Annotated in this window: 11 protein-coding genes; 4 read left to right on the top strand and 7 right to left on the bottom strand. The window is 70.7% G+C overall.

Annotated elements, in window-relative coordinates; translation table 11 throughout:
* Positions 1 to 408: 408 nt before the first annotated feature.
* Positions 409 to 1281 (top strand): calcium-binding protein, encoded by an 873-nt coding sequence (locus tag ABZ953_RS15650; RefSeq protein WP_361722891.1) that lies wholly within the window; start codon positions 409 to 411, stop codon positions 1279 to 1281.
* Positions 1282 to 1301: 20 nt separating this feature from the next.
* On the opposite strand, the gene ABZ953_RS15645 is transcribed toward ABZ953_RS15650, so the two are convergent.
* Positions 1302 to 2690, bottom strand: a complete 1389-nt coding sequence (locus ABZ953_RS15645) for an aminopeptidase P family protein (protein ID WP_361722888.1) — start codon at positions 2688 to 2690, stop codon at positions 1302 to 1304.
* 411 nt (positions 2691 to 3101) lie between these two features.
* Here ABZ953_RS15645 and ABZ953_RS15640 point away from each other — a divergent pair, with 411 nt between their 5' ends.
* The gene (locus ABZ953_RS15640; RefSeq protein WP_361722885.1) at positions 3102 to 4421 is read left to right on the top strand and encodes a phosphatase PAP2 family protein; all 1320 of its coding nucleotides are present in this window, start codon (positions 3102 to 3104) and stop codon (positions 4419 to 4421) included.
* Positions 4422 to 4451: 30 nt separating this feature from the next.
* Here the strand turns inward: ABZ953_RS15640 and ABZ953_RS15635 are convergent, their stop codons facing one another.
* The 5 genes from ABZ953_RS15635 to ABZ953_RS15615 all read right to left on the bottom strand — a co-directional run bounded on the left by ABZ953_RS15635 (position 4452) and on the right by ABZ953_RS15615 (position 8807).
* Entirely contained in the window at positions 4452 to 4991 is a 540-nt protein-coding gene (locus tag ABZ953_RS15635; RefSeq protein ID WP_361722882.1) for a hypothetical protein, read from the bottom strand.
* 44 nt (positions 4992 to 5035) lie between these two features.
* Positions 5036 to 6253 carry a hypothetical protein gene (locus ABZ953_RS15630; protein ID WP_361722879.1) on the bottom strand — a complete coding sequence of 406 codons (1218 nt, stop codon included), beginning with the start codon at positions 6251 to 6253 and terminating at the stop codon, positions 5036 to 5038.
* Positions 6254 to 6353: 100 nt separating this feature from the next.
* Complete coding sequence (locus ABZ953_RS15625) at positions 6354 to 6512, bottom strand: hypothetical protein (protein ID WP_361722876.1); 159 nt, start codon at positions 6510 to 6512, stop codon at positions 6354 to 6356.
* Positions 6513 to 6634: 122 nt separating this feature from the next.
* On the bottom strand, positions 6635 to 8155 hold the full coding sequence (locus ABZ953_RS15620; RefSeq protein ID WP_361722874.1) for a SulP family inorganic anion transporter: 1521 nt from the start codon (positions 8153 to 8155) through the stop codon (positions 6635 to 6637).
* 55 nt (positions 8156 to 8210) lie between these two features.
* Complete coding sequence (locus ABZ953_RS15615; protein ID WP_361723521.1) at positions 8211 to 8807, bottom strand: carbonic anhydrase; 597 nt, start codon at positions 8805 to 8807, stop codon at positions 8211 to 8213.
* A gap of 336 nt (positions 8808 to 9143) precedes the next feature.
* On the opposite strand from ABZ953_RS15615, the gene ABZ953_RS15610 reads away from it, so the two are divergent.
* Positions 9144 to 9695 (top strand): AAA family ATPase, encoded by a 552-nt coding sequence (locus ABZ953_RS15610; protein ID WP_361722872.1) that lies wholly within the window; start codon positions 9144 to 9146, stop codon positions 9693 to 9695.
* 45 nt (positions 9696 to 9740) lie between these two features.
* On the opposite strand, the gene ABZ953_RS15605 is transcribed toward ABZ953_RS15610, so the two are convergent.
* Positions 9741 to 11525, bottom strand: coding sequence for a coagulation factor 5/8 type domain-containing protein (locus ABZ953_RS15605; RefSeq protein WP_361722869.1), 1785 nt, complete (start codon positions 11523 to 11525; stop codon positions 9741 to 9743).
* A gap of 475 nt (positions 11526 to 12000) precedes the next feature.
* Here ABZ953_RS15605 and ABZ953_RS15600 point away from each other — a divergent pair, with 475 nt between their 5' ends.
* Positions 12001 to 13101, top strand: a complete 1101-nt coding sequence (locus ABZ953_RS15600; protein WP_361722866.1) for a DUF1996 domain-containing protein — start codon at positions 12001 to 12003, stop codon at positions 13099 to 13101.
* The last annotated feature ends 61 nt before the right edge of the window (positions 13102 to 13162 follow it).

Here is a 13162-nt window from a genome sequence, read left to right as displayed (position 1 = left end):
GGCCTCCGTGACGGAGACCGGGCCTTCCTTCGCGAGCGCTGGGCAGGCCTTGCACCTGCATCCCCCCACAGGAAGTGGGGTGCCTTTCCTTGGACCACCAACGCCGGGCCCGGCACCGTCAGTTCGGCGGCGAGCACATGATCGACTGTACCCCACGGGGTGGGCGGGAGCGAAATCCCGGCGCCCGGTCGATGGAGTACCGGCCGGAGCGCAGGGCCAGTTGACCGGACGCGACCACTCGGCCACCACGGCGCGACGAACCGGGGTGCGGCGGTGAACCCCTGGTGAACAACCGACGCACGAGTGCAACGACCGCCCGCGCGGACCGTCTGACCTGGGTGAGGAGGCACCGCCTCCGACGGCACCGGGGGTGCCGTCCGCACCATCGGAATCCCAGGAGACACACGCATGTTCGCTCGACCCTTACAGAACCGTCGGCTCCGCACGGTCGGCGTCGTCGCCGCACTGACCTGCTCCGCCGCGGTCGCCGGACTCACCGGCACGCCCGCCCTGGCAGCGGACGACGCCGCCGCGACCGCGACCGTGGAGGCCGTCTCCGGCTCGCGCCTCGAGTACAAGGCCGCCGCCGGGCAGGTCAATACGCTGGCCGTCTCGGTCCGTTACCGTCCGGACGGCGAGAACGACGGGTACTTCGACGTCACCCTCGACGACCGGGTCGCCATCACCACCGCCGCGGACTCCGGCTGCGGCCACCCGGACGCGGCCGACCGCACGCGCGTCATCTGCACGATCTCCCAGCCCGGTGACCGGGCCTCCGACCTGTTCACGCTCGGCGGGTACCTCGGTGACAAGGACGACACCGTCACCGTCGCCCCCGGCAACCGCGCCTACCTCCAGTTCCACGGGCAGGCGGGCAACGACACCCTCAAGGGCGACGCCCGCGTCGCGCAGTACGGCGAGGACGGCGACGACCACCTCGAAGGGGGCGGCGGCGTCTACGGCGAGGGCTCCTTCGGCGGCCCCGGCAAGGACACGCTGACCCGCTGCGCGTCCGACTGCGACGGCGGTACCGGCAACGACACCCTGCGCTCGGTCCCCGGCGGCGAGGCGCGCACCCTGACCGGCGGCGACGGCAACGACAGCGTCCACGGCAGCTCGGACGCGGAGAAGATCCTTGGCGGCCGCGGCAACGACAAGCTGTACGGCGGCGCGGGCGACGACTCCCTCTACGGCAACAGCGGCGACGACCTGCTGCACGGCGGCGCGGGCAACGACACGCTGTCCGGCGGACCCGGCACGGACAAGGTCTACCAGGACTAGGACCCCCTAACCCACCGGCCTCAGGCGGAGCCGTCGAGGAGGCCGCCCATCCACTCCTCGACGCCCGCGACGGTCCGCGGCAGCGCACCCGAAAGGAGCCGGGCGCCCTCGGAGGTGACGACGAGGTCGTCCTCGATCCGGACGCCGATGCCGCGCAGCTCGGCGGGGAGCGTCTCGTCGTCCGGCTGGAGGTAGAGGCCGGGCTCCACGGTGAGCACTTGCCCCTCCGCGAGGACACCGTCCAGATAGGTGTCGGCCCGCGCCTTCGCGCAGTCGTGCACGTCGAGCCCGAGCATGTGGCCGCTGCCGCACAGCGTGTAACGGCGGTGGAGGTCGCCGGTCGCGTCCTTGAGCACGCCCCACTCGGCGAGCCCCTCCGCCACGACCCGCATGGCGGCCCGGTGGAAGTCCCGGAAGCGTGCCCCGGGGCGCAGCGCCGCGATGCCCGCCTCCTGGGCGGCGAGCACCAGCTCGTACACCTGGCGCTGGACGGGGGTGAAGCGGCCGGAGAGCGGCAGGGTGCGGGTGATGTCGGCGGTGTAGAGGCTGTCCGTCTCCACGCCCGCGTCGAGGAGGAGGAGCTCGTCCCGGTCGAGCCGTCCGTCGTTGCGGATCCAGTGGAGTACGCATGCGTGGGCACCGGAGGCCGCGATGGTCTCGTAACCGGTGCCGTTGCCCTCGGCGCGGGCGCGCAGGCCGAAGGTCCCCTCAAGGACGCGCTCGCCGCGCGGGTGCGTGAGAGCGCCCGGCACCGCGCGCACCACGTCCTCGAACCCGGCGACGGTGTGATCGACGGCGAGCTGCAGCTGCGCGACCTCCCAGGCGTCCTTGACCAGGCGCAGCTCGGAGAGGGCGGCGGCCAGTTCGGGGTCGGTCGCGGCGTCGCGCCCGGTCGGTGAGCCGAGGCTCTCCAGGTGGGCGCAGCGGATGCCGGTGAGCCGTTCCGCCTCGGCGAGGTCGGGGCGGCGCCCGACCCAGAACTCGCCGTAGCGCCGGTCCCGGTAGAACTCCTCGTCGCCTGCGGTGCGCGGGGAGCGCGGCCGTATGTGGAGCACCGCCTCGTGGCCGTGGGGTCCCGAGGGTTCGAGGACCAGTACGGCGCCCGCCTGGTCCTCGCCGGTAAGGCCGGTCAGCCAGGCGTACGCGCTGTGGGGGCGGAAGCGGTGGTCGCAGTCGTTGGAGCGGACCGTGAGCCCGCCCGCCGGGATGATCAGCCGCTCGCCGGGGAAGCGGGCGGAGAGCCGGGCCCGGCGTGCCGGGGTGACGGCGTGCGCGCTGACCCGTGCCGAGTCCGGGAGGGCGGTCGGGGCCCAGGAGGCCGCCATGAAACGGGACAGCTCCGCCGAGGCGGCCAGGTCGTGGCTGCCGGTGTGGAGCGTCGGAGCGGGGCGGGTGCCGGATGCGGTCACGAGGACTCCCTGGAGACAACGCGAACGGAGGCCCGGAGGCCGGTCAGTAAAATGTCACATTACTATGGCGCGGCTCTTCCGTGACCTGCCGGGCGGGAACAAATCCGGCTGGGAGAGGGGGAGTTGGGGTTCGCGGTGGGCCGCCTCCGGTCGCATCCAACCGCTCGGAAGGGCGGTGACCGGGCCTGCGGCCGGTGCCCGTATGGAGTGCTCTCCGTACCGCCCGTGACCAGCGGAACCCGGTCCGCGCAGCTCCGATAGCATGCTCAAACTTGCGGCCGATCGTCCTCATCGACCGGAAGCATGCCATCCGGCACGAAGAGCGACGTTTTTAGTAGACATCTAACAAATGCGGCCAAAAAATTGAAACCCATAGCATCGCGGGTCTTTCCGCGAATAGACGGCAGAAAGATGTTGACCGCGTGGCGTTCGCCCCGGGCGATTCTGTGGACCGTGGCGGTCGTGGTGGCCCTCGGATTCCTGATCGCACTGGAGGTCGCCGCGCGGCACTACGGCGTGGCGGGACCGATCACCAACCAGGGGCGCGAGGTGATCTTCGCCCCGAAGTCGGGTCCGCTGCTCTACGCCAGCATGGCGTTGATGATGGTGGTGCTCACCTGGCGCGAACGGTTCATCGCGCTCGGTGTCGCGGTGGGCATCGACGTCGTCTTCTTCCTGGTGCGATGGATCGTCGGCGCCGACATGATGTTCGGCAACGGCGCGTTGTGGGTGCTCCTCGGCTATGGGGTCATCGCCCTCACGCGCCGCAGCGGCCAGGAACGCGTCCTGCTCCTGAAGGGCGTCGGTCTCGGCCTGCTCCTGGTGGCCGGCCGCAAGACCGGTGACTCCTGGCTGCTCATCACGTGGAAGACCCGTCCGACGGTGCTCGACCAGTACGTGGCGACCGCCGACCACGCGCTCGGCAATCCGTCGTGGGTGGTGGGCCGCATGGTCGAGGCCACCGGCTCCGCGGGCACGCACGTCCTGGAATGGGTCTACATCCAGCTCGCGGTCGCCGCGGTCGCCGTGGCGCTCTACCAGCTACGGCACGTCGCGACCGAGCGCCGGTTCCCGGGGCACCACCTGGTCCGCACCTTCCTGGTCATCGGTCTGCTCGGTCCCGGCATCTACATGCTCTTCCCGGTGGTCGGTCCGGTCTTCGCCTACGGTCCTGGCGCCTCGGGGACCGGCGGCGTGCAGTGGGCGGTGGCCGACCTGTGGCCGCACACGGCACCGTCGATCGCCGTGCCGCACCAGATGACGTACGACGACCTCACCCCGCGCAACTGCATGCCCAGTCTGCACACGGCATGGGCCACCACGATCTTCATCCACTCCCGCAGAGGTCCGCGGTTCCTGCGCTACGCGGGGGCCTTCTGGCTGCTCGCCACGCTCGGCGCCACGCTGGGATTCGGCTACCACTACGGCGCGGACATCATCGCGGGCGTGGTGTTCGCGGTCACGATCGACGCGGCGCTGCGCGCGCACGACCGCGGCTGGGACCGGGCGGGGATCCAGTTGGTCACCTATGGCGCGACGGTCTTCGTCGCGCTCCTGGTGTCGTACCGCTTCATCCCGCTGGAAATGGCCAGGCACCCGTGGGTGTTCGGACCCCTCCTCGTCCTGGCGACGGCGTCCGTGGTCCACACCTATACGCGGACCACGAAACTGTGGGATCCGAAGGCCGTACCGGCGGCCAAGCCACTGGAAGCGCAGCCCGAACTGGTGTGAGCGGTTCCGGGTTACTTCTTTGAGGTCCGCTCACCCGGCCGAGCCGTCGGCCAGAGACGCGATCTCCGGGAGCGACAACTGCAACTCGTCGTGGAGGAAGCGCACGACCGTCCAGTGCGGGAGCGCCTCCTCGTCGTACGGCCCGAAGGCGGCGGTGTAGAGAGGGAGCCAGCGCAGCGCCTCCTCGGCGGCCGTCTCGCGCCCCGGCGCCTGCTGGTAGGCGTCGTAGGACACGCTTCGGTGGTGGATGAAGCGACCGCCCGGCAGCCGCTGTTCGCACAGCTCGCGGTACTCGCGGGTCTGGAGGATGAGGTAGTGCCAGATCTCGTCGATGTCCTGCTCGACGGGGAGGAAGAGGCCGCCGAGCCGGTCGGGGTGGCGGGAGACCAGGTAGAGGTAGCGCAGACACTCGCGGACCTGGTGCGTGATGTACGAGGCGTCGGGGGCGCCGGGCTTCGCCGCGAAGTGCCGGACGACCTCCTCGTGCAGATCTGCGCCGAGCAGCTCCTCGGCGGTGGGGGTCGGGGCGGTGGCCGTTTCGGGGGTGGCGGGCGCGGACGGTGCGGGCATGTCTGTTCCTCGTGGGTTGTGGCCGGGGTCCTCGGGAGTCGTGGTCAGGGCCTGGCCAGCCAGGCGTACTTGCCGGAGCGGCCGATCGGCACGTGCGCGCGGTGCTCCACGCGGCAGGACCGGCCGGTCAGCGCGCCCACCGAGGTGGCCAGAGCGCTCTCCTCGGCAGGTGCGAGCGGCTTGCCGTCGAAGGTCGTGCACCACAGCACGCACCGCCCCTCGCCGGTCAGCCGCAGCTGGTGCAGGAAGACGCGCGGCGATGCGGCGGTGACCCGCGCGTCGAGATCGGCCTGGGCGGCCGGTCCGTCGGGCGTCGGGAGGAGTTCCTTCTCGCGGCCGCAGAAGGACACGATCCGCTCGGGGTCCGTGCCGCCGTCGCTGGTGCGGACGCAGTCGCCGGACCGGTAGCGGACGAGCGGCATGTACGGGTTGCGGACGCTGGTGACGATGAGGCTGTGGATGCCGCTGCCCGGCTCCACCGGGATCAGCTCCACGCTCATGTCGTGCAGATAGGGGCGGTAGCGGCCGTCCTCGTCGCTGTAGAAGAGGTAGCCGAGCTCCGTGCTGCCGAAGAGGTCGACGACCGGGCAGTCGAAGTGGGACCGCAGATACGCGCGGACGTTCAGCGGCGTGTACTCGTAGGCGTGGACGATGCCCGCCGGTCGCGGGAAGCGGTCCCACAGGTCCCACTCGTCGACCCTGCGCACCAGGTGCGCCAGGTGGTACCCGGAGCAGTCCAGGAGATACGCGCCGCGGGGGTGCGCGGCGCTCACCTCCCGGATCTCGGCGAGCATCCGCTCGACCTCGGCACGGTCCCAGTCTGCCGGGTCCAGGCCGCGGTTGAGGTAGAGGGTCCGGTCGTCGAGCCAGCGTTCGCCCGGGGTCGCGCCCGGCTTGCGGGCGTTGACGCGGGCGACGTGCTCGGTGGCGAGGACGGTGGTCAGCGAGATCCGCCGGGCGCCCTCGTGCCAGAGCGCGCCGAGATCGGGGTGCTCGCTCCACAGGCGGTAGTAGGAGCGGAGCAGGAAGTACGGCGGCCGGATGAGTTGCATGCGGGCGTGGTTGGTCCCGGTGGACAGGACGAACTCGGCCTCGCCCGTCTCCAGGGCGCGGGTCAGCTCGGGCGTCATCCAGTTGTCGGGGAAGTCCTTGGCGATCTCCGGCTTCTCGAGGATCGGGAAGTCGCCGCGTTCGACGGAAGCGCGGTAGACGGGGATGTCCCGGATCCGGTCCAGGACGTCGGCGCTCGGCAGGCGGTTCATGAGGGCTCCGGTGCGGGGCAGGGGGCGGGGGAGCGAGGGGGCGGGGGCGGTGGCCGCGGCTGATGACGCCGTGGCCACCGCCCCCTGCCGGGTCAGCGGGTCAGGAGATGCAGCCGGTCTTCCCGGTGGCGCTGATGCAGCCGCTCTTCGGCGTCGCGCTGATGCAGCCGTCCTTCGAGCCCGCGCCCTGGGCCGAGTTGACCGCGACCCACTTCTGCCAGACGGACTCCTGCGTCATGCGCTTGATGAGCTGTTCCACGGTAAACCTCCATGGTTGACCGGCACTCTGTGCCGAGGGGGATGGGACACCGGGGGCCGGGCGTTCGGTGCCGGGCCCCCGGAGCAGGGGGAAACGGTGAGCGGTGGGGGCGTGCGGGGCCGTCAGGCCTTGGCCGCCGGAAGCGTCTTCATGCGGACGGCTTCCGTACCGCTGTCGTTGTGCCGCAGCGCCCAGTTCTCCAGCGTCGTGCGGCAGGCGTGGTCGAGGTGGCGGGCCTCGGTCAGATCCAGCTCGATGGGCCGGTCCTGGGGCATGGCCTCGAGCGTCTCCAGAATGCGCGGGAGCCGCAGGAACGTGGCGTTGCCGGTGAGGGTCACGACCAGCCGTCCGTCGGTCAACTCCCTTACGTCCACCTGGACATGGGAGGTGTCCCAGGCGGACTTGACCACGGCGAGCACCAGGCCGAGCACCACGCCCTCGAACATGTTGGTCACCACGATGGCGATCGCCGTGACGCTGAGGACGACCGCCTCGCCGCGGTGGGCGCGGGCGAGCGGGACGATCTCCTTGACCGGGATCAGCTTGCAGCCCGCGTGCACCAGGACACCGGCGAGCGCCGCCAGCGGAATGATGCCGAGGGCGGACGGCAGGAGCACCGCGAAGAGCAGCAGCCACACGCCGTGCAGGATCCGGGAGAGCGGGGTGCGGGCGCCTGCCTGGACGTTGGCGGAGCTGCGGACGATGACCGCGGTCATCGGCAGGGCACCGAGCACACCGCACACCGTGTTGCCGACGCCCTGGGCGACGAGCTCCTTGTCGTAGTGCGTACGGGGACCGTCGTGCATGCGGTCCACGGCGGCCGCGCTGAACAGCGACTCGGCGGACGCGATCAGCGTGAACGCCAGGACGGTGCCGAGGACGGCCACGCTGCCCAGCTCCGCCAGGTCGCCGAGGCCCGGCGGCTGGACGGCGTCGACCATGCCGCGCACCGACACGTTCGCCACGTCGAGGCGGAATCCGGCGGCCAGGGCGGTGGCGAGCGCGACGGCGGCCAGCGGGGCGGGCACCACGCGCGCCGCCGCAGGCAGCTTCGGCCACACCACGAGGACGGCGATCGTGCCGAGGCCGATGGCCGCGGCGGTCAGCGACGTGGTGTCCTGGACGGTGTCGGCGAGCAGCCCGGGCAGCCCGGTGATCTTGTCGACGCCGGAGAGCGGCTGCTTCGCCCCGGCCATGGTGTAGAGCTGGCCGAAGATCAGTACGAGACCGATGCCCGCCAGCATGCCCTGGACGACGGACACCGATATCGCGCGGAACCACCGGCCGCAGCGCAGCAGGCCGAGGGCGATCTGGAGCGCGCCGGTGAGCAGCACGATCGCGCCGAGCATGCTGAGCCCGAATTCGCGTACCGCTTCGAAGACGAGCACGGTCAGTCCGGCGGCGGGGCCGCTCACCTGCAGGGCGCTGCCCGGCAGGAAGCCGACGACCAGACCGCCGACGATGCCGGTGACCAGGCCCAGCTCGGCGGGGACTCCGGAGGCGACCGCCACGCCGACGCACAGCGGCAGGGCGACCAGGAAGACGACGAGCGAGGCCAGGATGTCCCTGCGTGGCACGCCCGGTTCGCGCAGGGCGCTGAAGGGCGTGGGGCGGGGGGACGGGGGTGAGGGAAGGGAGGACATGAGGGAGTGGGGGTCCTGTCGTGGGAGCGGGCCGGTCAGGGGGGCGCGGCGGCTCTCACAGCGGACCGAACGCCGCCAGGCCGCCGTCCGACGGCCGGTGGGCGGTGACGGTGCCGGTGTGGACCTCGTAGTACCAGGCGTGCAGCGTCAGTGAGCCGTCGGCGGTCCGCTCCCGCACACAGGGGTAGGCCCGCAACCGTGCCACCTGCGCGAGTACGTGCGTCTGCACGGCTTCCGCCACGTCCGGCGAGGTCGGGGTGAGAGAGCGCAGGGCGTCGTCGGGGGCGACGGAGTGCTCCAGCCAGTCCCGCACGGCCGGTACGGCCGACAGGTCCTCGCCGCGCACGAGCGCGCCCACCGCGCCGCAGTGGGAGTGTCCGCAGACGACGATGTCGCGGATGCCGAGCACGCACACCGCGTACTCGATGGTGGCCGCCTCGCTCATGGGGCGGCCGGCGCGGTCGGTGGTTCCCTCCGCCGGGTAGGGCGGGACGACATTGCCCGCGGTACGGAGTTCGAAGAGCTCGCCGGGGCGGGCTCCGGTGATCAGGGCCGGTACGACACGCGAGTCGGAGCACGTGACGAACAGGGCTTCGGGTGACTGCCCGGCGCCGAGGGCTTCGAAGGCCGCGGCGTTCCGGGGGTCCGCCACATGTGTCGTGGCGAACGAACGGGCGTTGTCGATCAGTGTCTTCAAGGTGGCCTGCCTCCTGCGTCGTTTCGGCGGGGCCGTGACGCGGTGTGGTCGGGTCGATGGTGATTGACAGCCTGGGCGGCTGCCGTGTCCATCACTTTGCCATCGCATTACGGTTGGGTGACAGGGCAAAAATCTGCCAAAGGTTGAGTAATAAGCGCCCCTCGACTGGGAATTGATTTGGCAATCAACTAGCAAGTGAAGATTGCGGCTCACAATGTGTGGGCTACGTGAAGCAATTCCCGTTCGGTCAGGTACACAGGCCGGACCAGGCACGCAAGGAGCAGCGAAAACATGCCGGACACGTCGTTCCAGGGTCAGACCGTCGACACCGGACCGGCCCCGTATGTATTCCTCGTCGTCGGCATCCCGGGATCCGGGAAAAGCTCCGTATCGGCGGCACTGGCCCGCCGGTTCCCGCTCGGCGCGCACATCGAGGGCGACCATCTGCAGGACCTGATCGTGTCCGGCAACCGGCTGCCCAAGCCGACGGAGGACCTGGAGGCGGACCGCCAACTGCTGCTCCGCGCGCGCAACGGCGCCGTCCTGGCCCGCAGCTTCCACGCCGCGGGCGTCGTCGCGGTCATCGACGACGTGGTCGTCCGCCGCGCCCACCTGGAGTTCTACCGGGAGCAGCTCAAGGGCCTGCCGCTTCGGCTCATCGTGCTCGCGCCCTCGATGGACGTCGTCTCCGGGCGGCTCACCGCACGTGACAAGGTCCTCGCGGACGACTGGTCCTTCCTGGACGAGGCGATGCGCGCCGAACTCGCGGGCGAGGGCGAGTGGTTCGACAGCTCCGCACTGTCTCTCGACGAGACGGTCGACGCGGTCCTGGCGAACGGCTGAGGGCGGCCCCGCGCACGCGGGGCCGCCCTCAGGTGGACGGTTCGGTCACGGATAGGAGACCACCGTCGACGGCACGGTCGACGTGCCCGAGGTGGCGGCGCCGATGTCATTGATGACGTGCTCGTACTGGCCCTTGCCGCCGAGGGAGATGACCAGGAGGCCGTGGAACTTGACACCCGGGTTCCGCGGCGCGGCGAAGCCGTGGTCCTGCCGGATCGACGGGTCGGACGTGTAGTTGCAGTAGCTGCCGAGCCCCCAGCCCTCGTGGGACGTCACGGAGTTCTCGACCTTGTACGCGGCGAAGCCCTTGACGTTGCCGTCCTGGACGGCGGCCTGGTTGGGGGCGTCGTAGGCCTTCTCGTTCTGGAAGAAGACCGTGCGCCCGCGCTGCCCGAACCACTGCACGTCGTACTTGTTGAAGTGCTCGACGAACAGGCCGGTCGCCAGGACGTCGTCACCGTAGACGCGTACTCCGTAGTCGGCGCGGTTGGTCTCCCAGCCCACCCCGGCACCGTGGTCCGCGCGCCACACCCAGGTGTGGTCGATGATCGTGTGACGGCTGTTGACCTCCATGCTGGTCGTGGCCTTGCCGGGGCCCGCGCCGCCGATCCTGATGAAGACGTCCTGGACGGTGATCGGGTTGGCGGAGTGGTCCCTGGCGGAACCCCGGGGCCCGACCTGCAGCAGAACGGGGGAGTTGACCGGCCCCGCGTCGATGAGGAACCCGGCGAGCCGCACCCCGTCCACGTCGGCGACCTTCATCGCGGACACGCCGCCGTCCGGGATGAGCGTGGCGTAACCGAGGCCGAGGACGACGGTGTTGGCGCGGTTCACCTCGATGGCCCGGTCGAGGTGGTAGATGCCCGGCGTCAACAGCAGGTGGAGACCCTGGGCCAGGGCCGCGTTGATGGTGGCGGCGCTGGTGCCGGGCTTGGCGACGTAGAACTGGGTCAGCGGCAGGGAGGTGCCGCGCGGGGTGCCGTTGCCCCAGGTCGTGCCGCGCGCACCGGTCCGCTTCTCCGGCAGGAACACCCGGTGGTTCGCGCCGTCGAGATACAGGAACGGCTTCTCGCGTGAGATCGGCGTGGTCTCAAGGGTGGTGTACGGCGGGTTCGGGAAGCTCTGGCCCGGCGCGCCCTGGACCCCCGAGAACACCATGTTCCATACGGCGTTGACCCAGCCGCCCACGGAGCTGTCCCGGGTGTACCACTGCTGCTGGGAGTAGGGGCCCACGCTGCCGTCGATCCGGCTGTCGGCGATGTAGCCGCCGCTGGCCCAGCCGTAGCCGTTGGGGGCGAGATTGAGGCCGCCCCTGATGTGCATCCGGCGGAACGGGGCCGCCTGCGCCACGGCCCAGCGGTTGGTGCCGTTGACCGGGGTGAGCGCGAGGTTCTCCGCCGAGCGCCAGAAGTTCTGCGTCGCGTTGCCGTTGAACCAGCCGGCGTCGACCGTCACGTCGCCGTTGATCGCCGTGTCGTCGGGGGAGAGGCCGAGGCCCGCGATCGAGGTGTAGAAGCCGAGTTGGGCGTTGAGCCCGTTGTAGGTGCCCGGCTTGAACAGCAGCGCGTAGCGCCCGGTGCCGAACTGGGCGCTCTCCTGCTGCTTGAAGATCTCGTCGAGTCTCGCCTGGATGCCGGGCGTGGACGGCGAGAAGACGATCACGTTGGGGCCGAGGTCGCCGCCGCCGGGCAGTCGCACGGCCGAGTCCGGGGCCGTCGCGGAGTCCGGGGTGCGGGCCGAGGCCGGTGCGGCCGTGGGGGCGAGGCTCGCGGTGGCGGCCGACGCGGCGATCGCGCCCAGCACGGTGCGGCGTGTGGGGGAGGTTGGCATGGGGGCTCTCCTGTTTCAGGAAGTGAACGATCAGGGGCCTTGGGAGCGCTCTCTTGACCGGGAATAGTTCATCCGAGTGAAGGGCGAGTCAAGAGGTAGCTCAGCAGTTGCGTGCGTTCTCGCTGCTGGGGCCTCAAAAAACGTGCGGCGGCGGCCTGTTGTCGAGCGGACAGCGGGCGGCGGAGTTCCCGAACGGGAGTCGCGCGTGGCGGATTGCAGACCCGTCGACGCGTTCACTTTCTATTGACACGCTCACGCTGGGGCCGCAACACTCCGGAAGCGGGAGAGCGCTCTCCCGGAGCTCTCCCGGAGCGTTTCCGGAGCTCTCCCGGCACTCTCTCAGGGCTCTCTCGGCGCTCTTTCAAGGGCTTCGTAGAAGGAGCCCCCTCTCGCGGACGGTGTCGGACGGTGCGTCCCGCCCTCCCTGCGCCGCCCGCCCCCACCGCAGTCCCCACCCACGTGGCAGGAGGTCTCCATGGCACGGAGATCGAAGATCATCTCAGGGTTACTGGTATCCGGCGCGCTCCTGGTGACTTCGCTGGGGGTGGGCGGCATGGCGCAGGGCGCCGACACCGCTCCCGCACCGGCGAGCGCCTCCGCCGAAGGACCGGCGCGGACCGCGCACCGGGGCCACATCATGGCGGCGTCCACCGTCGCCGCGGCGGAGGACCGTGACGGCGACGGCTTCATCCCGGCGGCCTCGCGGCTCACCGGCGTCACGCCTTCCGTGAAAGCGCCGCCCCACCGCTACTTCCACGAGTTCCAGGCCAACTGCTCGGTGACGCACACCAGACCGGACGACCCGATCGTCTACCCGGGTCAGCCGGGCAAGTCCCACGACCACACCTTCATGGGCAATACGACGACGGACGCCCGCAGCACCACGGACTCCCTGAAGCAGGGGAACACCGTCTGCAAGGCCCCCGGCGACAAGTCGGGCTACTGGATGCCCACCCTCCTCAAGGGCGGCCAGCCGGTACTGCCGACCGGCCCGCAGGTCATCTACTACAAGGCGGGCGTCACCGACTACACCAGCGTGCGGCCGTTCCCGGAAGGGCTGCGGTACGTCGTCGGCAGCCCGACGCAGAGCGCGGACGAGTTCCGCCACCACCCCGGTTTCGTGGAGGGCTGGGAGTGCGGCGAGAGCTTCTTCAACGTCGACATCCCCAAGAACTGCCCCACCTCCGCGTCGACCCAGCTCAACATCCGCTTCCAGGCGCCGAGTTGCTGGGACGGCGTGCACCTGGACGCGCCGGACCACAAGAGCCACATGTCCTACCCCACGGTGAAGGCGGGCACGAACGACAACATCTGCCCGGCGTCCCACCCGGTGGCGCTGCCGATGATCGAGTTCAAGATGGCGTTCCCCGTCAACGGTGACCTCTCGCAGGTGAGACTGGCGAGCGGCGCGGGCCACTCGTTCCACTACGACTTCTTCAACGCGTGGGACCCGGCGACGCTCAAGGCGCTGGTCGACCACTGTGTCGTCGGCGGGCTGCAGTGCGACGCCCGCGGGTACGACGAGACGCACCCGGAGGCCGGTGCGGCGCTCGACGAGAACTACGAACTGCCGTGACGGCCCTCGCCTGACTCCTCCGCACCACGCTCCTGCCGCACCACCCCCCTCCGGGGGCGGC

The sequence above is a fragment of the Streptomyces sp. NPDC046465 genome (assembly GCF_040646035.1).
Taxonomy (GTDB): Bacteria; Actinomycetota; Actinomycetes; order Streptomycetales; family Streptomycetaceae; genus Streptomyces.
Note: the sequence above shows the minus strand (reverse complement) of the source record. Positions and strands in the feature narration are given on the sequence as shown.